The organism is Pseudarthrobacter sp. S9 (genome assembly GCF_050156545.1).
GTDB lineage: Bacteria > Actinomycetota > Actinomycetes > Actinomycetales > Micrococcaceae > Arthrobacter.
This window is the reverse complement of sequence record NZ_CP189576.1, coordinates 671599-693841: the sequence shown is the minus strand read 5'-3', so window position 1 is coordinate 693841 and position 22243 is coordinate 671599. Positions and strand designations below refer to the sequence as shown.

Sequence of the window (22243 nt, the reverse complement as noted above, 5' to 3'; positions counted from 1 at the left end):
CCGCGCCTCAGAGGCCGAGGGCCTCGCGGACGTCGGCCAAGACGCTGTCCAGGGCCGCGCGGGCCTCGTGCCGTGCCTCGGGCAGTTCGGCGGCCGATCCGACGCTGCGGATGACCTCCAGGTAGCACTTGAGCTTCGGTTCCGTCCCGCTGGGGCGGATGATCACGCGGCTGTAGTCCTTGGTCAGGTACAGCAGGCCGTCGGTGGGCGGGAGGTGCTCGCTGCCCTCGGCCAGGTCGGTGACCGTCTCGACAGCGGAGCCGCCGAACGATTCCGGCGGGCTGACGCGCAGCCGGTTCATCATGGCGTCCAGCAGGCCGAGGTCCGCCACCCGGATGCTGAGCTGGTCGCTCGCGTGTAACCCGTGCACGAGGTACAGCTCATCGAGGGTGTCGAAGATGGTCTTTCCCCCGGCCTTCGCCGTTGCCGCGAGTTCGGCGATCAGGACCGCGGCGGAAATCCCGTCCTTGTCCCGGACCAGTGAGGGCGCGACGCAGTAACCCAGCGCCTCCTCGTAGCCGTAGAGCAGTCCGGGCACGCGGGCGATCCATTTGAAGCCGGTCAGCGTTTCCTCGTGGGCGTAGCCCGCTGCCGCCGCGATCCGCGACAGCAGCCGTGAGGACACGATCGAATTGGCGAAGACACCCGCCGGCGCCTCGTCACCGGCGGCCAGCCGCGCCACGACGTGGGCGCCCAGCAGGGCTCCGACCTCGTCGCCGCGCAGCATGCGCCAGGCCCCGGTGTCCGGGTCCTTCGCGGCCACCGCGGCGCGGTCGGCGTCGGGGTCGTTCGCGATCACGATGTCCGCGTCCACGCGGGCGGCCGTCTCCAGGGCCAGGTCCAGGGCGCCGGGCTCTTCCGGGTTCGGGAAGTTCACGGTGGGGAAATCCGGGTCCGGTTCGGCCTGCTCCGTGACAAGGGTGACGTCGGCAAAGCCCGCGGCGTTCAGCACCGCTACGGCCGTTTCGCCGCCCACGCCGTGCATGGGGGTCAGGACGATCCTGAGCCCACGGGCCGGGAAGTGCGCCGCAACCGCCAGTGCGGCGACGGCGGCCTCATAGTCGGCGGTGATGGAGCGGTCCAGCACGGTCCAGCCGTCGGCGGCCAGGGCGACGGAGTCCAGGCTGCCGACGGCTTCGATCTTCGCAGCGATCCGGGCGTCGTACGGTGCCACGATCTGCGCGCCGCGTCCGCTCTCCTCGACGGCGTGCCGGCCCAGGTACACCTTGTAGCCGTTGTCCTGCGGCGGGTTGTGGCTGGCCGTGACCATCACGCCGCCGTCGCACTCCAGCGCCCGCACCGCATAGGCGAGCAGCGGGGTGGGGAGCGCGGCCGGCATCAGGAAGGTCTCGATGCCGGCCGCGGCGAGGATGGCCGCGGTTTCCTCGGCGAAAATGTCGGAGTTGTGCCGGGCGTCGTAGCCGACGACGGCGCGCGGCCGGGTACCCGGGGCGGCCTGCCCGACGGCGTCCGTGAGGAAGGCGGTGAAGCCGGCGGCGGCGCGGCGCACGACCACGCGGTTCATCCGGTTCGGGCCGGGGCCGAGTGCTGCCCGCAGTCCTGCGGTGCCGAACTGAAGGGTGCCGCTGAAGCTGTCGGCCAGCTCCTGCCGGGCCCCCGCGACGCCGTCGTCGGCGAGCTGGATCAGCTCGGTCAAGGCGGCGGAGGTGGCGGGGTCCGGGTCCTGGGCAGCCCAGGCACGGGCATCGCTCAAGAGTCGGGCGAGTTCGGCATCAGAAGACGTCATAGGAACCAAACTATCGCCAATCGCCGGCGATTCCGCCCCCGACAAGCGAGAGTTGATGTTCCAGTGCCATCACACCGGGCCCCTATGCTGCGGCCCCCGTGCTGCGCCCCGAGCGCTCCACGAGGGTCCCGGAGTGCCAAGTGATCCTTGACACCCATTTTTCCGGACACGTAACGTCTGGAATATGAAAATGGGCCGCGGGGTGGAGTGGGCCGTGCACAGTTGCGTCAACATGGCGTGGACGCCGGCCGGCGAGGCTGTGAACAGCGCCCGGCTCGCGGAGTACTACAAGCTCCCCGCCGCGTACCTCAACAAGCAGCTCCAGTTCCTGGTCCGGGCCGGGGTGCTGGCCTCCGTCTCGGGTCCACGCGGCGGGTTCCATCTGGCCCGCCGGCCGGAAAACATCACGGTCCTGGACATTGTCCTGGCGCTGGAGGGCCCCGAGCCGGCATTCCGGTGCGGAGCCATTCTGGGAAACGTCCCGGAGCCGGATCTGCAGGAGAATTTCGCCCGGACGTGCCTCGTCTCCCAGACCATGCGCCAGGCCGAGCTCGCCTGGCGGCAGGCGCTGGCGCGCCAGACCATCGCCGGGATCGCCGACTCGATGGAGCGGCGGTTCCCGGCGGACAAGCTGAAGGCCCTCACCTACCTGGCCGTGGAGTAGGCCGCGGTCGAGTAGCCCGCCGTGTTGTAGCCGGTGGAGTAAGCCGCTCAGAGTTTGGCGATGATCTCCGCGAGCAACTTGGAGATGCGCGGTCCGGCGGACTGGCCGGCTTCGAGGACTTCCTCGTGGCTGAGCGGCACCGGGCTGATGCCGGCGGCAAGGTTGGTCACAAGCGAGATGCCGAACACCTCCATGCCTGCATGGCGGCCCGCGATGGCTTCGAGGGCAGTGGACATGCCGACCAGGCTGGCGCCGATCCGCTTGGCGTACTGCACCTCGGCGGGGGTCTCGTAGTGCGGCCCCGTGAACTGCGCGTAGATGCCCTCGTCCAGCGAGGGGTCCACCTCGCGGGCCAGCCCACGGATCCGGGAGGAATACAGGTCCGTGAGGTCCACGAAGGTGGCGCCTTCGAGCGGGGAGGTGGCGGTGAGGTTGATGTGGTCGCTGATGAGCACGGGGGTGCCGGGCGTCCAGTTTTCGTTCAGGCCGCCGCAGCCGTTGGTCAGGACCAGGGTCTTGCAGCCGGCAGCAGCCGCGGTGCGGACCCCGTGGACCACGGCGCGGACTCCCTTGCCCTCGTAGTAATGGGTGCGCGCGCCCAGGACCAGGGCCCGCTTGCCTTCCTTGGTCAGCACGGAGCGGATGGTGCCGACGTGGCCCACCACCGACGGGGAGGAGAAGCCCGGGACCTCCGCGGCGGACAGGGTGGCGGTGGTCTCGCCGATCAGTTCAGCGGCGTCGCCCCAGCCCGAGCCGAGGACCAGCGCCACGTCGTGGGCATCAACGCCCGTCTCTGCGGCGATGTAGTCGGCGGCGGCGCGCGCGGCGTCGAAGGGGTCCGTGTTCAGGAATTCTGGAGTACTCACTGGTACAAGTTATCGTGCCCTGCGCGCGCTGCCCAGCACCCGGGACGGGTGGTGCTGGTCTATTAGTGGTGCCGGTTCATTGGTAGTGCCGCGGACTATAGGGGACAATGGACGATTGTGACTACGCATCCCGATTTCAGCTCGCCCCGCATCGCAATCCTCGGCGGAGGGCCCGGCGGCTACGAGGCCGCCATGGTCGCCGCCTCGTTGGGGGCCCAGGTCACCATCGTCGAGCGGGCGGGGCTCGGCGGATCTGCGGTGCTGACCGACGTCGTGCCGTCCAAAACCCTGATCGCGACGGCGGATCTGATGACCCGCATGGCCGAGGCGGGCGAGCTGGGCGTCAAGTTCGACGTCGACGGCGGCGACTTCACCCCCGTGATGCGTGCGGACCTCAAGCACATCAACGACCGTCTGCTCGGCCTGGCGCGGAAGCAGTCCGAGGACATCCGGGCCGGGCTGGAGCACCAGAACGTCCGGATCCTGATCGGTTCCGGCAAGCTGCTGGACAACCACACCATCGAGGTCCTCACCGCCGAGGGCACCGAGACGGTCGAAGCCGACGCGATCCTGCTGGCGGTCGGCGCCCATCCACGGGAGCTGCCCAGCGCGCGGCCGGACGGCGACCGCATCCTGAACTGGGCGCAGATCTACAACATGGACGAGCTCCCCGAGGAACTCATCGTGGTGGGTTCCGGCGTCACCGGGGCCGAATTCGCCTCGGCCTACAACGGCCTGGGCTCCAAGGTGACCCTGATTTCCAGCCGTGACCGCGTCCTGCCGGGCTCGGACACCGACGCCGCCGAGGTCCTCGAGGGCGTTTTCGAACGCCGCGGTCTGAAGGTCCTGTCCCGCGCACGCGCCGAGACCGTGGAGCGCACCGAGGACGGTGTGGTGGTCACGCTCGGCGACGGCTCCAAGGTCACCGGCAGCCACTGCCTGGTCTGCGTCGGCTCCATCCCCAACACGGACGGGATCGGACTTGCGGAAGCCGGCGTTGCGGTCACCGAGAGCGGCCACATCAAGGTCGACGGCGTCTCGCGCACCACGGTGTCCAACATCTACGCCGCCGGCGACTGCACCGGCGTCCTCGCCCTGGCCTCCGTGGCCGCGATGCAGGGCCGGATCGCCGTGGCGCACTTCCTCGGCGACGCCGTCATGCCGATCAAGCTCCACCAGGTCGCGTCCAACATCTTCACGTCGCCCGAGATCGCCTCCGTGGGCGTGTCCGAGGCCGAGATCGACTCCGGCAAGTACCAGGCCGACGTGGTGAAGCTGTCGCTGCGCAGCAACGCCCGCGCCAAGATGCGCAACCACCGGGACGGCTTCGTCAAGATCTTCGCCCGCAAGGGCTCCGGTACCGTGATCGGCGGCGTCGTGGTGGGCCCGAACGCGTCCGAGCTGATCTTCGCGATCTCGATCGCGGTGACCCAGAAACTGCACGTCGACGACGTCGCCAGCACGTTCACGGTGTACCCGTCACTGAGCGGTTCCATCTCGGAAGCGGCCAGGCGCCTGCACGTCCACATGTAGCTTTCCTTCGACCGAACACGAAGGGCCCGGTGCACGGCCACGGGCACGCATAAACGCGGTGTAAATTCTGGCCGCCGACGGGCATTTTTGGCCGCCGGCGGCCCTAGGATGAGTTTCGTCATTCGCACTCATTCAAGGGGACTACATGAGCTATCCGCAGCAGCAACCCGCGTTCTCGGCCGCGACCGGCGAGCCGCCGCTTTGGGCGCCGTTCTACGGGGCCACCTTCCAGCAGGCCGTCCAGCGGTTCTTCAAGAAGTACGCCACCTTCTCCGGCCGGGCCAGCCGCAGTGAGTACTGGTGGTGGGCTCTGGTGTCCTTCGCAGTCGGCATAGTTATCAACATCATCATGAGCGCAGGCATGACGACTACCGCGTCAGGAGCCGCCGCGCTGGGACCCGGTGCCGTCGTCGGGATCATCCTTGCTGTCATCTGGGGGCTGGCGACGATCGTTCCGTCCCTGGCCCTCCTGGCCCGGCGCCTGCATGACGTGAACCTGAGTGCCTTGCTGATCCTGGTGGTCCTGGTGCCGTTCCTCGGCGGCTTGGCGCTCTTGGTGATGACGATCCTGCCGTCCAACCCGGCCGGCCAGCGGTTCGACCAGCCCTCCGGCTACTAGCGGAACCTCACCCGCACGCCGTCTGGGCGTGCCAGTGGCCGGCGAAGAACCCCTGCCCGGGAATCCGGGCAGGGGTTCTTCGCTTCCAGCGGCCGAGGTGCCGCTGGGCTCCCGGATGCGGGCAGATCAGGGCGGATCCAGATTCCGGATACGCCCTGATCTGCCTCCGTCTGGCGGGACGTAGCCCGTCGGGTCAGGAGTGGGAATATGGCGGAACCGTGTCGCCTGAGGCGAAGGGTTTGAACCAGCGCTCGAAGCCCAGCGTCGCGTCGTCGGCGTCGTCCGGGCCGTCGTCGGAGTACAGCGCTTCGCTGTCAGCGTCCTCCAGCAGAACTTCCTCAACGTCGGCCCGCCAGTCCTCCCGGAGATCCAGTTCGTAGATGTCCTCGGTGATTTCCGCCTGATCGAGCAGGCAGCGGACGGCGAGTTCCGCGGCGACGCAGCCGGGGGCGGTCCAGCCCCGGACCAACGATGCCGTGACGTCCGCCGCGACGACGATGAACTTCTGGGTGAACTTCGCGTCGTAGCCGGCGGCGAACTGTGGCGGCAGCGAGGACAGGACCGAGGTCCCGGCGATGTCGGCCGGGGTGACTTCACCCAGTTGGCTCAGGGTTCCAAGATCACGGAAAAGCTGGTCGATGAGGATGCTCGACGAGTTCCACAGGAGACCGGCCAGCAGGCGGGTCTGGCGCTGGGCTTTCTCCCGCTGGCGCGGGGCGACGGCGGTCATTTCGTCCAGGTCTCCGGGATCAAACTGGAGCCGCTGCTCGGCGGTCATATCATCGGGATGCGGGTCGAGACCCAGGAGCTCCAGGCTCAGCCCGGTCAGCTTCTCGGCGTCAGCCAGGAGTTCTTCGGTGATGTCGTCGTCGTCGGCGCTCATGGCCCCGATGCTACCGGTCGGTTGTTCCTCGCCCGATTCCTGTTACGCGGAGGTGTAGGGCCGATTCTGGGCGCCGCTGCCCGGACTCCGTTGGGACCCGGCGGGAGAAATACCCCACCAACAGTCGGAGACGCTGAGAGGGCACAGGCTGATCGCGCTGAACTTGGGCCTGCCCGGTTTGAGAACAGCGCAGCCGCTACGCGACCGCCCCCTGAAAGTGCGCCTCGATAATCCCCTTGATGTCGTCGTGGCACCCTCCGCAGCCGGTGCCGGCGCGGGTGGCCGCTGAAACGTCGGCCACCGTGCCGCATCCATCGGCCACCGAGGCGGCGATCTTGGTCCCGCTCACGCCGGCGCAGCGGCACACGGTGCGCTCGGGGTCGGCGGCGCCGGGTGCAGCGAGCTGGTCCGGCCCGTCCAGGCGCAGCAGCAGCGACCGGTCCGCGGGCAGTTCCGCGCCGCGTTCGAACAGCTGGACGAGCTCGGCCGACGTCCGGGGCATGCCCACGGACACCAGACCTTCGAGTACCCCGGCGCGGGTGGTCATCTTGACGTAGCGGCCGTGCTCGGGATCGGCCCACTGGGCGATCTGCAGCCGCGGCCGGCCGTTCACGGCGCCGGCCGTCAGGGCTTCCTCGTCCCACGGTTCGGCGGCGTTGTCCCCGGCTACGACCATGTTCATCCCGCGGGCCTTGAGAACGATCACGCCCGGCTTTTCGGCCTCAAGCGGCGGCAGCGACTCCGCCTCCGCAGAAGACCCGGACGCCAGCAGCACCAAGTACTCGGCCAGCCATTCGGCCTGCCGCCAGCCCGGGCCCACGAGCCCGGACGGACCCCGCGCGGTCCGGCACTCGACGCACTCCGGCTCGGGGCAGCGGACCTCGGCGCAGTCGCCGATCGCGAAAATGTGGGGTTCGTGGTGGGCCCGGAGATTGTGGTCCACCAGGATCCCGGCGGCGGTCGAGAGCCCACAGCCTTCCGCCAGTTCGGTCCGCGGGCGGACGCCGCAGGAAAGCACCAGCAGGTCCCCGTCGATCGCGGAACCGTCATCGAGCAGCAGGGCCGAGAAGCGGCCGTCGGGCGCGTTGTGTTCCACCCCGACGGAGCGCGCGTTGCCGGCCACCCGCACACCGCAGTCCCGCAGGCTCGCCGCGAGCACGGCGCCGCCGCCGCGGTCGATGTTGCGGCCCAGGGGATGCGGGCCGTTGTGCACCACGGTGACAGTGGCGCCTTCCTCGGCCGCGGCCAGGGCGGTCTCCAGGCCGAGCACGCCGCCGCCCAGGACCACCACGCGCTTACCGCCGGCCACCGCCGACTGCAGCACCGAGGCGTCGCGCAGGTCCCGGAGGGCAGTCACGCCGGCAGGCAGCACGGGCGCGGCAGGATCCGGGTTCAGCCCCGTGAGGTTAGGGATCACCGGGCGGGACCCGGTGGCGAAGACCAACCGGTCATAGCCGGGGGAGGTGCCATCGGTGAGGACCACCCGCTGGCGGGCACGGTCCACCCGGCGGACCCGGACGCCCAGACGGACGTCGACGCCGTCGGCAATGAGCGCCGCCGCGTCGGACAGGGCCAGGGCCGCCGCCGTGGTCCGGCCGACGCCCAGATCAGCCACGAGAACGCGGTTGTACGCGGCCTCGGACTCCTCGCCGATCACCGTCAGATGGGTCACTCCGCTGCGCACGGCCGGCAGCAGTTCGTCGATCAGCCTCGCGGCAACGGGCCCGAAACCCACCACCACAATCCGCTCAGTCATGAGGCACCCTCTTTCTGGAAATCAGCAGCCAGCAACACATCTGCGGCCGGCCGGATCCACACCTGGCTGGTCTTGAACTCCGGCATCCCCGAGATGGGGTCCGTGACGGCCTCGGTGAGGCGGTTGGCGCTCTCCAGCTCCGGGAAGTGGAACGGCAGGAACACCGTCTCGGGGCGGATGTCCGTGCTCAGCTCGGCACGGCAGCTGACCTCGCCGCGTTCGTTGGAAACGGACACGTAGTCGCCGTCGGCAATGCCCTGGGCGGCGGCCGCCGCGGGGTGGAGCTGCAGGCGGGCCTCGGGCTGGGCGGCGGCAAGCGCGGCCACCCGGCGGGTCTGTGCACCGGACTGGTAGTGCTCCATGAGGCGGCCCGTGATCAGGGTCATCGGCGTGCCGGCGTCGGAAGCCCGCACAACACCGGCAGAGCGGCGCCGCGGCGAGACCGCGGTGAACACGGCGCGGCCGTCAGCGTGGGCGAAGGTGTCCAGGAAGAGCCGGGGCGTGCCCGTGCTCCCCGCGGGGTAGGGCCAGTAGGCTGCCTCGCCGCGGTCTAGCATGGCGTAGTCGATTCCGGAGTAGTCGGCCAGGCCGCCCGAGGATGCCAGCCGGAGTTCCTCAAAGACGGTCTCCGGGTCCTCGCTGAAGGTGGAGGGCGCGTGCAGCGCTTCGGCCAGCCGGGTCATGATCCACAGCTCGCTCCGGACGCCGGGCGGGGGAGCCAGGGCGCGGCGGCGGCGGAGTACGCGGCCCTCGAGGTTGGTCAGCGTGCCCTCCTCCTCGGCCCACTGGGTGACCGGCAGGATCAGATCGGCTTCGGCCGCGGTCTCGGACAGGAAGAAGTCGCAGACCACCAGGAAGTCCAGGCTGCGCAGGCCCTCGATCACGGAGTTTGCATCCGGGGCGGAAACCGCCACATTGGCGCCGTGCACGAAGAGGCAACGGACGCCGTCGGGCTTTCCCATCGACTTCAGCAGTTCGACGGCGGGGACGCCGGGGCCGGGGATCAGCGTTTCCGGGACGCCCCAGACTTTGGCCATGTGGGCTCGGGCCGCGGGATCGGTGATCTTGCGGTAGCCGGGCAGCTGGTCAGCCTTCTGGCCGTGTTCGCGGCCGCCCTGGCCGTTGCCCTGGCCGGTCAGCGTGCCATAACCGCTGCGCGCGGAGCCCGGCAGGCCCAGCAGGAGTGCGAGGTTGATGGCGGCGGTGGCGGTGTCCGTGCCGTCCACGTGCTGTTCCACGCCGCGGCCGGTCAGGATGTAGCTGCCGTCCTTCGCGGCGCCGTCGGCCAGCCGCCGGGCGGTGTCACGGATCAGCGCCGCGGGCACGCCGGTGATGGACTGCACGCGTTCCGGCCAGAAGGCATTCACGCTGCGGACCAGGGCGTCGTAGCCGGTGGTGCGGGCCGCGATGTACGCGGAGTCGGCGAGGCCTTCGTGGATCACAACGTGGGCCAGGCCCAGGAGCAGGGCGAGGTCGGTGCCGGGCAGCGGCTGCAGGTGCAGGCCGCCGCCGCCGGAGGTGAAGGCCGCTGTGGCGGACCGCCGGGGGTCCACCACGATCAGCCCGCCGGCGTCGCGCGCGCCCACCAGGTGCTGCACGAACGGCGGCATGGTCTCGGCGACGTTGGAGCCGAGCATGAGGATGGTGCTGGCGGCGTCGAGGTCCTCCAGCGGGAAGGGCAGTCCCCGGTCCAGGCCGAAGGCGCGCATGCCGGCCGCGGCGGCCGAGGACATGCAGAACCGTCCGTTGTAGTCGATCCGGGAGGTGCCCAGGGCCAGCCGGGCGAACTTGCCGAGCTGGTAGGCCTTCTCATTGGTGAGCCCGCCCCCGCCGAAGACGCCGACGGCGTCCGCCCCGTACCGGGCGCGAGTTTCCTTCACGGCGGAGGTGATGAGCCCCAGGGCCTCATCCCAGCTGACCGGGCGGTGGACGCCGTCCGAGCCTTTGAGCAGGGGCTCCGTGACGCGGCCGGGGTGGTTGAGCAGCGAGGCCGAGGTCCAGCCCTTGCGGCACAGGCCGCCGCGGTTAGTGGGGAAGTCGCGTCCGCTCACGTTTACGAGTGGCGCGTCCAGGACCGGGGCACCCGGAGCGGGCGGCGCCGCAGCCTCCGGCCGGCGCCGCCGGCACGGGGTCTGACCCCGGCTGGACAGCCGGGGTCAGAGCCGCTGGGGTGGTCAGCGTCATGGCGCACTGCAGGGCGCAGTAGGGGCAGTGCGTGTCGGCGCTGTTGGTCATGTTAGACGTGTCCCATCGCGTTGCGGTTGGCGTTGCGGATGTAGCAGAACCAGCACACGGCCAGCATCAGGACATAGGCCCCGACGAATCCGTAGAAGGCGGGGGTGTACGAGCCGCTGGCGCTGTTGGAGGCGTTCAGCACCTGCGGGATGACGAACCCGCCGTAGGCGCCGATGGCCGAGATCAGGCCAAGGGCCGAGGACGCCAAGCGCTGCGTGGCCACCGTGCCGGCGCCGGAGCGTGCGGCCCGGCTGGAGGTGGCGAAGATGACCGGGATCATCCGGTACGTGGCGCCGTTTCCGAAGCCGCTGGCCGTGAAGAGGAGCAGGAACAGGACCAGGAAGAGCCAGAAGTTCTTCAGCGGCAGGGTCCAGATCATGGTCAGGGTGATGACGGCCATGGAGGCGAAGGCGGTGACGGTCATGCGGGCTCCGCCCATCCGGTCCGCCATGCGTCCGCCGTAGGGGCGGGCCAGGGAACCGACCAGCGGGCCGAGGAAGGCCAGGGACAGTGCCACGGTGCCGACGCCGATCGAGGAGAACGCCGGGAAGTAGTCCTTGATGAGCTTGGGGAAGACGCCGGCGAAGCCGATGAACGAGCCGAAGGTGCCGATGTACAGCAGCGCCATGATCCACAGGTGCGGTTCCTTCAGCGCGGCGAGGGAACCGGCCACATCGCCCTTGGCGCTGGTGAGGTTGTCCATGTATTTGTAGGCACCGAATGCTGCCAGCAGGATCAGCGGGATCCACATGAGCCCGGCGACAGGCAGGTTTACCGTGCCGGCGGCCAGCAGGGTGACGGCGATGGGAACGGCCAGCTGTGCGACGGCGGCACCGAGGTTTCCGCCGGCGGCGTTCAGGCCCAGGGCCCAGCCCTTTTCCCGCGCCGGGTAGAAGAAGGTGATGTTGGCCATGGAGCTGGCGAAGTTGCCGCCGCCGAAGCCCGCGAGGGCCGCCACCAGCAGCATGACGCCGAACGGTGTGGCCGGGTTGGCGACGCACAGGGCCAGTCCCACGGACGGGATCAGCAGCAGCAGGGCCGAAACGATGGTCCAGTTCCGGCCGCCGAAGCGGGGGACCATGAAGGTGTAGGGGATGCGGAGGGTAGCACCAACGAGGCTGGGCATGGAGATCAGCCAGAAGATCTCGTTCGTGGAGAACTTGAAGCCGGCACCGGGAAGCTGGACCACCACGATGGACCAGAGCTGCCAGACGACGAAGCCCAGGAACTCGGCGAAGATGGACCAGTTCAGGTTGCGCCGGGCGATGGAGCGGCCCTGGGATTCCCACTGCTCCTTGTTCTCTGCATCCCAGTTGGCGATCCAGCGGCCGGGCCGGTGATCGAGGGTAAGGGTGTCGGCGGCGCGGGTGTCGCGGACATCTGCGGTTGGTTCAGCAGTCACTTAGGAGACCTCCTTGGGGGATGTTGTCCTTCCAAGGTAGGGAAGCCGCGTTTCAGGGACCGTCGCCCTTTGTTAACGTGCTGTGACGTTTGCCTATCGGCCCTCTTGTGACGGCGTTAGGATCGCTGTGACAACCATCACGTGAGACGAATCCAGATGTCCAAATAGTGGACCTTTTGTCCAGTCGATGGACTGACGGAACTAAGATAAAAGCATACGAATCCCTAGCCGGACGGCCCGGGGCATCGGGCTCTTCAGGAATATCCGTCCGGTCTTCATGAAAGCGTTACTACATGTCATCCACTGCCACCTCCACGGGGCATGGGTCCGTCAGGCAGGTGAACTCGCGCGGCCGCGTGATTGTCGCCAGCCTGATCGGCACCACCGTTGAGTTCTATGACTTCTACGTGTACGCCACGGCGGCCGTGCTCGTCTTCCCCAAGCTGTTCTTCCCCGGACAGAACGAGACCACCCAGCTGCTGAGCTCCTTCGCCGTCTTCGGCGTCGCGTTCGTCGCCCGCCCGCTGGGCTCCGTGGTCTTCGGCCACTTCGGTGACAAGTTCGGCCGCAAGGGCACCCTCGTGGCCTCGCTGCTGACCATGGGTGTTGCCACCTTCCTCATCGGCTGCCTGCCGACGGCGGGCGTCCCGGGCTGGACCTTCTGGGCGCCGGCACTGCTGGTGGTCATGCGCTTCGCCCAGGGCCTCGCCCTCGGCGGCGAATGGAGCGGCGCAGCCCTGCTGGCCACCGAGAACGCCCCGGCCAACAAGCGCGCCGTCTACGGCACATTCCCGCAGCTGGGTGCGCCGATCGGCTTCATCATCGCCAATGTGATCTTCCTGGTGTTCAGCTACACCCTGACACCGGCCGCATTCGAAGCCTGGGGCTGGCGTGTGCCGTTCCTGCTCAGCGCCGTCATGGTGATCATCGGTCTCTACGTCCGCCTGAAGCTGATCGAAACGCCCGCCTTCACCAAGGTGATCGAATCCAAAGAGGTGGCCAAGCTGCCCGTGGGCCGGGTCTTCAAGACCAGCTGGCGTCAGCTCATCCTGGGCACCTTCATCATGCTCGCCACCTACGTGCTGTTCTACCTGATGACCACGTTCACGCTGACCTATGGCACCCGTGCCGCCAGCCTCGACGCCGCCAAGGCCGCGGCCGCCAAGGCCGGCAAGCCGATGACCGACGCCGCGGCGGCCGCGTTCGTCCCGGGCCTGGGCTACACCCGCAACGACTTCCTCTGGATGCTGATCGCCGGCGTCGTGTTCTTCGGCATCTTCACCCTGGTCTCCGGCCCGCTGGCCGAGAAGTACGGCCGCCGCAAGATGCTGCTTGTTGTCACCGGGGGCATCTTCGCCTTCGGCCTGCTGTTTGTCCCGCTCTTCAGCGGCGGCTTCATGGGCACCATGGCGCTGCTGATTATCGGCTTCTCGCTGATGGGCCTGACCTTCGGACCGATGGGAGCGCTCCTGCCGGAATTGTTCCCCACGAACGTCCGGTACACCGGGTCCGCCATCAGCTACAACGTCTCCAGCATCCTCGGCGCAGCCGTGGCACCGTTCATCGCCGTCTGGCTCTGGGAAACGGCGAAGGGCAGCCCCGTGCTGGTCGGCGTCTACCTCACCGCCATGGCCGTGCTGACGCTGATCGCCCTGTTCGTGAGCAAGGAAACCCGCGACCTCGATTACGAGAACAACGTGGCCTGACGCTCCAGCCCGGCAAACGCAGCTGAGTCTGCCGAGGTGAGACTTCGCGCACATGGTTCGATCGATAGGTCGATCGAACACGGCGCGACGTCTCACCTCGGCGCGTTAAAAGGCCAGGCTCAGCTCGCGTACCGTTCCACGAAGTTCCGGAGGATCTTCATCGGTTCCGTGGCGGTGAACTGCCGGGCGTCTTCCATAAGCAGTTCGGCCGATTCCGGCGGGAAGTATCCGGCATGGCGGTAGATGTCGATCCTGGTGACCAGCCCTTCCGCGTCGAGCTCCGGGTGGAACTGGGTCGCGTAGAGGTTGGTCTTGATCCGGAACATGTGCACGGGGCAGGCGGCGGAGCTGGCCAAGAGCACCGCGTGGGAGGGGAGAACGGTGCAGGCTTCCTTGTGGCCGGTGAAGGCAATGAACTGCTCCGGCATCCCCTTCAGCAGGGGATCCTGCATCCCCTCCGGTGTCAGGCTGATCGTCACACCGCCGAGCCCTTCACCGTAGGTCTTGTCGATCACGGCACCCTGGTGCAGGCCCAGCGTCCCGACCCCGTAACAGGCGCCCAGGAAGGGAAAGTCCTCGGCCACGATCCGGTCCAGCAGCGCGGCAAGCTCCCGCTCCACCCGGTGCTGGGCGGCGCTCTTGTGCTCCGCGGGATCGCTGGACGTGAAGGGGCTCCCGCCCACAATCACGCCGGAATACTCCGTAAGGTCCAGCTCGGGGAGCGGACCGGCTTCCATCCGGATGCGGTGCAGCTGCTCCGCCGTAAGCCCTCCGTAGCGCAGGTAGGCGCGGTATTCGTCCTCGGCGGCGGCGTCCTCAGCGCGCGAGGCGAGGAGCAGGAATGGCTTCACACCCCCAGTCTGCATGGGCCGGTCACGCAGGCGCCAGAGGCGCGCCCGGCTGGTAGCAGAGCCCGACGGCAGGGCCGCGGTTACTCCGCGGCGCCGTCCTCGATCATGGCGATCACGGCGCCGGCGGAAACGGTCTCGCCGGCGGCTGCTGACAGGCCAATCACGATTCCGGCGCGGTGCGCGGTGAGCGGCTGCTCCATCTTCATGGCCTCAAGCACGACGACGAGGTCCCCCTCGGCGACAGCGTCGCCCTCGGCGACGGCCACCTTCACGATGGTGCCCTGCATGGGGGAGGTCAGCGCGTTGCCGCTGGCCGCCACCACGGCCCCGCCGCTGCGCGAGCGCTTTTTGGCCTTGGCGGGCTTGCTGCCGCCCGGGGCGCTGACCGAGCCCAGCGACGCCGGAAGGACCACTTCCAGGCGCTTGCCGCCGACCTCGACGACGACGCGCTGGCGTTCGCCGGCGTCGGGCCCTTGAGCCTCGGTGCCGGTGGGCGTCCATGCGGGGATGTCGTTGACGAAGGCCGTCTCGATCCAGCGGGTGTGGATCTTGAAGGCCCCCTCGGCGGGTGCGAAGTCGGGGTTGGAGACGACGGCGAGGTCGAACGGGATGACGGTGGGGATGCCTTCCACGACCATCTCCTCGAGCGCCCGGCGGGCACGCTGCAGCGCCTGGGGGCGGGTGGCGCCGGTGACGATCAGCTTGGAGAGCATCGAGTCGAAGTTGCCGCTGATGACGTCACCCTGCTCCACGCCGGAGTCGATGCGCACGCCGGGGCCGGTCGGGTTCTTGAGCAAGGTGATGGTGCCGGGGGCGGGCATGAAGTTCCGGCCCGGATCCTCGCCGGTGATGCGGAATTCGATGGAGTGACCGCGGACCTCCGGGTCCCCGTAGCCGAGCTCCTCGCCGCGGGCCAGCCGGAACTGCTCACGGACGAGGTCGATCCCGGTGACTTCCTCGGAGACGCAGTGCTCCACCTGGAGGCGGGTGTTGACCTCGAGGAAGGAGATAGTGCCGTCCTGGCCGACCAGGAACTCGCAGGTGCCGGCGCCGAGGTAGCCGGCCTCCTTGAGGATGGCCTTGGAGGACTCATAGAGGCGGCGGTTCTGCTCCTCGGTGAGGAACGGGGCCGGGGCCTCTTCGACGAGCTTCTGGTTGCGGCGCTGCAGCGAGCAGTCGCGGGTGGAGACGACGACGACGTTGCCGTGGGCGTCGGCGAGGCACTGGGTCTCGACGTGGCGGGGGGCGTCCAGGAAGCGCTCGATGAAGCACTCGCCGCGGCCGAAGGCTGCGGTGGCCTCGCGCACGGCGGATTCGAACAGTTCGGGGATTTCCTCGCGGGTGCGGGCCACCTTGATGCCGCGGCCGCCGCCGCCGAAGGCCGCCTTGATGGCCACGGGGAGGCCGAACTTGTCCACAAACTCGAGGATTTCCTCTGCGGATTCCACCGGGTCGGCCGTGCCGGGGACCTGCGGGGCGCCGACCTTTTCGGCGATGTGGCGGGCCCGGACCTTGTCGCCGAGGGCGGAGATCGCCTCGGGGGAGGGGCCGATCCAGGTGATGCCGGCGCCGATCACCTTGGCGGCAAACTCGGCGTTCTCGGCTAGGAAGCCGTAGCCGGGGTGGATGGCGTCGGCGCCGCACTGGCGGGCCACCTCGATCAGCTTGTCCATCACCAGGTAGGACTCCGCGGCGGTGTTGCCGCCGAGTGCGTACGCCTCGTCGGCCAGCCGGACGTGCAGCGCGTCGCGGTCCGGGTCCGCGTAGACGGCCACGGACGCGATGCCCTCATCGCGGGCGGCGCGGATGATGCGCACGGCGATTTCGCCGCGGTTGGCGATCAGCACCTTGCTCACGCGCTGGGTGCCTGGGGCTGCGACTGAGGGCACGGTGTTTGCGGACTGCTCCGAATTTCCTGACAAGGCGTCTCCTTCTTTCCTTCAGGGAGCCTAGCGCGGTTTTGTGGGTTCCGCCGATATTACTTGCGGATTCCGCGCGTAAACGGCCCAGCCTTTGTAGGGTTGCTACAACGGGCTTCGAAATAGCTCACTCGGCGCGGAGTACCGCCGGATCGGCGGCACCGCCGGTCCACAGCTCGGTGATGCCCACGTTCGCCTGCCCCAGCAGCCCGCGGAGGGTGGAAATGGACAGCCCGACGACGGTGTGGGGGTCGCCGTCGACTTTGCGGATGAAGGCCCCGCCGTAGCCGTCGATCGTGAAGGAGCCGGCACACTGGAGCGGCTCGCCGGTGGCGATGTAGGTATCGATTTCGTCGCCGGTCATCTCCATGAAGTGCACCTCCGCGGAAGAGACGGATCCCAGCGTGGCACCGGAGCCGGCACGCTCGGAATCATCGGTGTCCCGGCAGTCCACCAGCCAGTGTCCGGTGTGCAGCACCCCCATGCTGCCGCTCATGCGGAGCATGCGTTCCTTGGCGACCTCGGCCGTGTACGGCTTGCCGTGCGCCTCGCCGTCGAACTCGAAAACGGAATCGCAGCCGATCACCAGGGCGCCCTCGGCCTCGGGCAGCGAGGCGACGGCCTCGGCCTTGGCGCGGGCCAGCAGGAGGGCCGTGTCATGCGGGTCGGTCACGCCGTAGCGGGCTTGGACCGCATCCTCGTCCACGTCGGAGACGAGTACCTCGTGCTTGATGCCGGCGTGGCTCAGCAGTGTGGTGCGGGCGGGGGACTGGGACGCAAGAATGAGGCGGGTCACCGCTCAAGCCTAATTGACTACGTGAAGGCTGGGGATCCGCGAACCGGCGCTGGGCGGGGCGAAAGACTCTAGCTACGGATTTTTGGTCATGATGGGCTTGAACCGGGATCCTACGGAGAATCGAGCAGCCCATGAACGGATGGCTAGTCGCAGGCATTGGCACAGTGGGCGCCGGAACATATTTTGGCTGGGACGGCTTCACAATCCAGTCAGGAAACCTGATTGTGATCGTGGTCATGATCATCCTGTTCGTCCTGGCCCTGGTCCTCCCCTTTCCCGGCGGGAAGCGGCGGAAATGACTGCCCGTGCCACACCGGCGCACGGTTTGCCGGCGGAGGAAAGCGACGCCCACACCTGGACCGGCAGGGCTCGCCGGTGGCTGCTTGGGAAGCTTCCTCCGGACAGGCTGTTACCGGAGGACCAGCCAAGCTATGTGGCGTCCTGGGCCTATGTATTCGGCATGGGGGCTATCGCTTCGCTGCTCTGGATTATCATTTCCGGAATCGGGCTGGGACTGAATGGACCCCACTGGTATCACGTTTCTTCGCTGGGCAGCTTCGTCAACAGCACCCATTTGTGGAGTGTGGAACTGTTCTTCATCTTCATGGTGGTGCACTTGTGGCTGAAGTTCTGGATGGCGGCCTGGCGCGGGGGCCGGGTCCTGACCTGGATCACCGGCATGCTCTCCTTCGTCGTTTCCATCGTGGCGGCCTTCACCGGGTATCTGCTCCAGACGAATTTCGATTCCCAGTGGATTGCCTTCGAAGCCAAGGACGCGCTGAACGCCGTCGGAGTAGGCGCCTGGTTCAACGTAGCCAACCTCGGACAGATCTTCGTATGGCACATCACGTTGCTGCCCCTGGCCGTGGGCGCCGTGGTGGTGCTGCACGTCCTGCTGGTCCGGGTCCACGGTGTAGCTCCACCGTTGGAGGCAGGAGAGGGCGACGCCCAGATGCTGCACAACAGCCCGGAGTCCACCAAACCTCCGGAGTCCACCAAACCTAGGGACGCAGCGCGATGACCGGGAAAAACAGCAGTACCTCCTGGCGGAAGGCAGACAACATTGCCAGCAGGCCCTGGACGGGCAGCGTCCGCGAGTACGACCTCGTCAAGGAACTGACCATAGGCGTTGTCGTGGTCGGCCTGCTTGTGCTCGGTGTGTCCGCCATCTTCGGGTCACCTGATGAGCCCAGCGTCAGTCTCAAAGGCTGGGCAACTGCCGCCCCGGCGGATTTCGTCGCCACCGCCGCAAAAGAACTTGGCGGAACCAGCGATACCGCAGGGTACGGGCCGCCGTACAACTCGACTCCGGACGCGTCGCAGAAAATCGGTCCCGTCGATCTCCAAAGTCTCTCCGGCGTCCGCCTTCCGGTCGATACCGCCAATGACTTCGTGATTGCCCCGCTGGAGACGCTGCCGTCCCCTCCAACCGCCGTTACCGACTGGACTGCCGCTACGGATCAGCAGCGCTCTGACTGGACAGTCGCTTATTCCGACGCCCTCGCCGCCGCCCCCGACAACGACCCTGCCAAGGTGGCCGACGGCGACTATGGCCCAGTTCCTGCGCTGACCGGCGCGTTGCTGGACATGGCACGGCAAGGCAATCTGGACGGCGTGCTGCAGGGTTGCGGAAACTTCTACAACAACATGGACTACACCCGCAGTCTGCTGTTTCTAGGAGACGGCAGCTATTTCGCGGGTCTGGCGGCAAGCCAACACCTCACCGGGGACCAGTGGGGCGTAATGAACGAGACCGGCGACACGCCCGGGCAGTCCTGGCTCTGGCTCTTCTCGCTCCTCTACCAGGTGGAACCGTTCAAGTCCTCGCCAAATGCCGATGCCCTGGTCGTAGTCACAATGCTGGTGCTGACCGCATTGCTGACCCTGTTGCCGTTCATCCCCGGTCTGAGGTCGCTGCCGCGGAGATTGCCTCTTCATCGCCTGATCTGGAGAGACTACTACCGTCGCTGAGCCTTCCGGCGCCCGCGGCCGGTGCCGGCTTGCGGAGCTTCGCGCCTTCAACGTCCACGTCCGGCAGGATGCCGTCCAGCCAGCGCGGCAGCCACCAGGCCTTCTCGCCGAGCAGGTACATCACGGCCGGGACGATCGTCATGCGCACCACGAACGCGTCCACCAGCACGCCGAAGGCCATGGCGAAGCCGAGCGGGCGGACCATATTCAAGTGCGAGAAGATGAAGCCGGAGAACACGCTGACCATGATGATGGCGGCGGCGGTGACCACGGCGGCCGCGTGGCTGAAGCCGGAGCGGACGGCATGTTTGGCGGACTCGCCGTGCATATAGGACTCGCGCATGCCGGAGGCAATGAAGACCTGGTAGTCCATGGCCAGGCCGAACAGCACGCCGATCAGGATGATGGGCAGGAAGCTGAGCACGGCGCCGGGGTTGGCGACGTCGAATACGGTTCCCAGCCAGCCCCACTGGTAGACCGCCACAACGGCGCCGAAGGCGGCGGCCAGCGAGAGCAGGAAGCCTCCGGTGGCCAGCAGCGGCACCACGACGGAGCGGAACACGAGCAGCAGCAGGATCAGGGAGAGCCCCACGACGATCGCCAGGTACGGGGGCAGGGCGTCGCCGAGTTTCGTGGAGACGTCCACGTTGCCGGCGGTCTGGCCGGTGAGGCCGATGCGCGCGCCGGTGGCGTCCTTGATCTCGGCGTTCTTGCCGCGCAGCTCCGACACCACCTGGACCGTGCTGGCGCTGGCCGGGCCCTCCTTGGGGATCACCTGGAACACCGCGGTGCGGCGGTCCTCGCTCAGCGCCACCGGGACGGCTGCCGTCACGTTGTCCACGCCGCGCAGGATGTCGGCGACGTCGAGCTGCTTGGCCTGGGCCTCGGCCGCGCTCAGCCCGCCGGGGAAATCGCCCACCACCACGATCGGGCCGGTCATGCCTTCGCCGAAGCTGCGGCCGGTGACGTCGTAGGCTTTGAAAGCCTGCGAGTCGACAGGTTCCGAACCGCCGTCGGGCAGCGCGAGCCTCAGCTGGCTGGCAGGGAGCGCCACGACGCCCAGCAGCAGAACTCCGGCCAGCAGCACCATGACGGGGTGCCGGGTGACCAGCCCGCCCCAGCCGTGGCTGTTGCGGCGTTCTTCCTTGGCGCGGTCCTCGGTCTCGTGTCCGGGGGCGGCGTTGTGCTTGTTCGCCTTGGCCCAGGCGCGCTTGGTAATGAGTCTGCGGCCCAACAGGGAGAGCACCGCCGGGGTCAGGGTCAGCGCGACGACGACGGCGACCGCCACCGTTGCGGCCGCTGACAGGCCCATCACGGCCAGGAAGGGAAGGCCAGGGATCACAAGGGCTGCGAGGGCGATGATGACGGTCAGGCCTGCGAAGAGCACGGCATTGCCGGAGGTACCGGTGGCCAGGGCCACGGATTCCTCGGCGTCCATGCCTGCCAGCAGCTGGCCGCGGTGCCGGTTGACGATGAACAGGGAGTAGTCGATGCCCACGGCGAGGCCCAGCATCAGCGCCAGCATGGGGGAGATGGAGCTCATGTCGACGACGCCGGTGAGGGCGAACGTGCCGCCCACGCCCACGGCCACCCCGACGAGGGCCATCAGCAGCGGGAGTCCGGCGGCGATCAGGGTGCCGAGCATGAAGATCAGAACCAGGGCGGCGATGGCGATGCCGAGGATCTCGGAGATGCCGAACAGCTCCGAGACGTCCTCGGTGATTTCCTTGCTCGCGAGGGCGGTAACGCCCGTGGAGGAGACTTCCTGGGCAATGTCCTGGACCTGCCGTCGGACCGCGGGGGCCAAGGAATTGATGGAGGTCTTGAACTGGACCTGCGCGATCGCGGCTTTGCCGTCCTCGGAAACGAAGCGCATGCCCTGGGAAGCCTCGAGCTGGCGCTGGGCGAGGGCGAGCTTTGACTCCCCGGACTTGAGTTCCTTGGTACCGGCGTCGAACTTTTCCTGGCCTGCGGCGAGGGCGGCCTCCTGCTCACTCAACTGGGCATCGATGGCGGCCGGGGACAGCCCGGCGGCGGCCATCTCCTTCTCGGCGTCGGCCAGCTGGGCCTTGCCGGCGGAAAGCTCCTCGGCGGACGTCTTCAGCTGGGCTGTGCCGGCGGCGGACTGCTGCTCGGCCGTGGTGATGTCCGCGGCGGCCTTGTCCAGCTGGGCCTGGGTGGCGAACGGGTCAACCGTTCCCTGGACATCGGGGAGGGTCTTCAGCTTGGCCAGGACGGCGGAGACGGCGTCCTTGCCGTCCTGGCTGAACTGGCCGTCCTTGGCCTCGAACACGATGCCGGCCGAGCCGCCGGCGGACTGGGGCAGCTCCTTCTTGAGCTTGTCCGCCATCTGCTGGGTTTCGGTTCCCGGGATCTGGAAGTTGTTGGACATGGTGCCATGGAAGGCGGCTGCGGCGCCCCCGACGGCCAGCATGACGGCGAGCCACAGGGAGATGACCAGCCAGCGGTGCCGGTAGGAGAACTTGCCGAGGCGGTAGAGCAAAAGAGCCATGTCAGTGCCGATCTGGGGGAGGAGTGGCGGCGGAGTAGGTGGCCGGGGGAGCCGGGGCGGCGGCCGAGGTTGCCGTGCTGGCGGCGGGGGCGGCGAAACCGGAGCCCAGCAGGCCCATGGCGTCGATCAGGAGCTGGCGGAGGGCGGAGAGGGATGCGGGGCTGAGGTCGCCGCCGCACCGGGCGAACCACACGTCCATGGCGGCTTTTCCGCAGGAGATGACGGAGCCCGCCAGGGCGCGCAGGTACAGCTCGTCGATCTCGCCGCCGGCTCCCTGGGCGAAGCGCTCCCGGGCGGCGTCGATGATCTGTTCGGTGCAGTGGTCCCAGGCCTCCAGCTCCGAACGGCTGAGCTGGGGGTTGGTCTGGCCCAGGGCGTAGAGCTCGGCCATCGGGGCAACCGTCATCGGGTCGGCCAGTTCAACCAGGGCGGCCCGGGCCGATTCCAGGATGGGTTCGGCGGCCGGGCGCAGCCGGAACTGCTGGAGCGCGGTGTCGAGGAAGCCGAAGGTCACCGAGGCGATGGCGGCTTCGGTGCTGCTGAAGTAGTTGAAGAAGGTCCGGCGGGAGATCGCGGCGGCGTCGGCAATGTCCTCGACGGTGAAGTTCCCCGGCCCCCGGGTGCGGAGCAGGTCCAGGGCCGCGTCCGTGATGGCCTGGCGGGTTGCGGCCTTGTTGAGTTCGCGGCGCGAAGGGGTGTTGGGTTCGCGCGGCGAAGCCGCGGACGCCGGCGGAGCGGCAGGAGATGTTGAGGCGGGCACGTGCTTACACTACGTGCATGTTT

17 protein-coding genes and 1 pseudogene are annotated in these 22243 nt (G+C 68.3%); 7 read left to right on the top strand and 11 right to left on the bottom strand.

Annotation, left to right across the window (positions count from 1 at the left end; all coding sequences use genetic code 11):
- Window positions 1-7: 7 nt before the first annotated feature.
- A complete protein-coding gene (locus tag ACQCSY_RS03285; protein ID WP_427133151.1) occupies window positions 8-1747 on the bottom strand; it encodes a phospho-sugar mutase in 1740 nt (579 codons plus the stop codon).
- Between the two features lie 184 nt (window positions 1748-1931).
- Here ACQCSY_RS03285 and ACQCSY_RS03280 point away from each other — a divergent pair, with 184 nt between their 5' ends.
- Window positions 1932-2411, top strand: a complete 480-nt coding sequence (locus ACQCSY_RS03280; RefSeq protein WP_427133149.1) for an RrF2 family transcriptional regulator — start codon at window positions 1932-1934, stop codon at window positions 2409-2411.
- Between the two features lie 47 nt (window positions 2412-2458).
- On the opposite strand, the gene ACQCSY_RS03275 is transcribed toward ACQCSY_RS03280, so the two are convergent.
- On the bottom strand, window positions 2459-3277 hold the full coding sequence (locus ACQCSY_RS03275) for a purine-nucleoside phosphorylase (RefSeq protein WP_427133147.1): 819 nt from the start codon (window positions 3275-3277) through the stop codon (window positions 2459-2461).
- A 78-nt stretch (window positions 3278-3355) separates the two neighbouring features.
- On the opposite strand from ACQCSY_RS03275, the gene ACQCSY_RS03270 reads away from it, so the two are divergent.
- Complete coding sequence (locus ACQCSY_RS03270) at window positions 3356-4810, top strand: NAD(P)H-quinone dehydrogenase (RefSeq protein WP_427135643.1); 1455 nt, start codon at window positions 3356-3358, stop codon at window positions 4808-4810.
- A gap of 145 nt (window positions 4811-4955) precedes the next feature.
- Entirely contained in the window at window positions 4956-5429 is a 474-nt protein-coding gene (locus ACQCSY_RS03265; RefSeq protein ID WP_427133146.1) for a DUF805 domain-containing protein, read from the top strand.
- Between the two features lie 193 nt (window positions 5430-5622).
- Here the strand turns inward: ACQCSY_RS03265 and ACQCSY_RS03260 are convergent, their stop codons facing one another.
- The 4 genes and pseudogenes from ACQCSY_RS03260 to ACQCSY_RS03245 all read right to left on the bottom strand — a co-directional run bounded on the left by ACQCSY_RS03260 (window position 5623) and on the right by ACQCSY_RS03245 (window position 11705).
- Window positions 5623-6312: a hypothetical protein gene (locus ACQCSY_RS03260; protein ID WP_427133144.1), complete on the bottom strand. Its 690-nt coding sequence runs from the start codon at window positions 6310-6312 to the stop codon at window positions 5623-5625.
- A gap of 196 nt (window positions 6313-6508) precedes the next feature.
- Complete coding sequence (locus ACQCSY_RS03255) at window positions 6509-8068, bottom strand: FAD-dependent oxidoreductase (protein WP_427133143.1); 1560 nt, start codon at window positions 8066-8068, stop codon at window positions 6509-6511.
- Window positions 8065-10303: pseudogene (locus tag ACQCSY_RS03250) on the bottom strand (molybdopterin oxidoreductase family protein). The gene ACQCSY_RS03255 and the pseudogene ACQCSY_RS03250 overlap by 4 nt, the downstream one beginning before the upstream one ends.
- Before the next feature lies 1 nt (window position 10304).
- Entirely contained in the window at window positions 10305-11705 is a 1401-nt protein-coding gene (locus ACQCSY_RS03245) for an MFS transporter (protein ID WP_427133141.1), read from the bottom strand.
- Between the two features lie 293 nt (window positions 11706-11998).
- Here ACQCSY_RS03245 and ACQCSY_RS03240 point away from each other — a divergent pair, with 293 nt between their 5' ends.
- On the top strand, window positions 11999-13411 hold the full coding sequence (locus ACQCSY_RS03240; protein ID WP_427133139.1) for an MFS transporter: 1413 nt from the start codon (window positions 11999-12001) through the stop codon (window positions 13409-13411).
- A gap of 119 nt (window positions 13412-13530) precedes the next feature.
- On the opposite strand, the gene ACQCSY_RS03235 is transcribed toward ACQCSY_RS03240, so the two are convergent.
- The 3 genes from ACQCSY_RS03235 to ACQCSY_RS03225 all read right to left on the bottom strand — a co-directional run bounded on the left by ACQCSY_RS03235 (window position 13531) and on the right by ACQCSY_RS03225 (window position 16977).
- Complete coding sequence (locus ACQCSY_RS03235) at window positions 13531-14262, bottom strand: glutamine amidotransferase (protein ID WP_427133138.1); 732 nt, start codon at window positions 14260-14262, stop codon at window positions 13531-13533.
- Window positions 14263-14342: 80 nt separating this feature from the next.
- A complete protein-coding gene (locus ACQCSY_RS03230) occupies window positions 14343-16184 on the bottom strand; it encodes an acetyl/propionyl/methylcrotonyl-CoA carboxylase subunit alpha (protein ID WP_427133136.1) in 1842 nt (613 codons plus the stop codon).
- Window positions 16185-16308: 124 nt separating this feature from the next.
- Window positions 16309-16977 carry a Maf family protein gene (locus tag ACQCSY_RS03225; RefSeq protein ID WP_427133134.1) on the bottom strand — a complete coding sequence of 223 codons (669 nt, stop codon included), beginning with the start codon at window positions 16975-16977 and terminating at the stop codon, window positions 16309-16311.
- A gap of 131 nt (window positions 16978-17108) precedes the next feature.
- Between ACQCSY_RS03225 and ACQCSY_RS03220 the strand changes: the two genes are divergently transcribed.
- Genes ACQCSY_RS03220 through ACQCSY_RS03210 form a run of 3 tightly spaced genes read left to right on the top strand, consistent with a single transcriptional unit; the run spans window position 17109 to window position 18948 of the window.
- Window positions 17109-17276: a hypothetical protein gene (locus ACQCSY_RS03220; RefSeq protein ID WP_427133132.1), complete on the top strand. Its 168-nt coding sequence runs from the start codon at window positions 17109-17111 to the stop codon at window positions 17274-17276.
- The gene (locus ACQCSY_RS03215; RefSeq protein ID WP_427133130.1) at window positions 17273-17998 is read left to right on the top strand and encodes a cytochrome b N-terminal domain-containing protein; all 726 of its coding nucleotides are present in this window, start codon (window positions 17273-17275) and stop codon (window positions 17996-17998) included. Before ACQCSY_RS03220 ends, ACQCSY_RS03215 begins: the two co-directional genes overlap by 4 nt.
- A complete protein-coding gene (locus tag ACQCSY_RS03210) occupies window positions 17995-18948 on the top strand; it encodes a hypothetical protein (RefSeq protein WP_427133129.1) in 954 nt (317 codons plus the stop codon). The genes ACQCSY_RS03215 and ACQCSY_RS03210 overlap by 4 nt, the downstream gene beginning before the upstream one ends.
- Here ACQCSY_RS03210 and ACQCSY_RS03205 read toward each other — a convergent pair.
- Window positions 18872-21460, bottom strand: coding sequence for an MMPL family transporter (locus ACQCSY_RS03205; RefSeq protein ID WP_427133127.1), 2589 nt, complete (start codon window positions 21458-21460; stop codon window positions 18872-18874). The two genes, ACQCSY_RS03210 and ACQCSY_RS03205, sit on opposite strands and share 77 nt — an antisense overlap.
- Window position 21461: 1 nt before the next feature.
- Window positions 21462-22220, bottom strand: coding sequence for a TetR/AcrR family transcriptional regulator (locus ACQCSY_RS03200; protein ID WP_427133125.1), 759 nt, complete (start codon window positions 22218-22220; stop codon window positions 21462-21464).
- Window positions 22221-22243 lie beyond the last annotated feature (23 nt).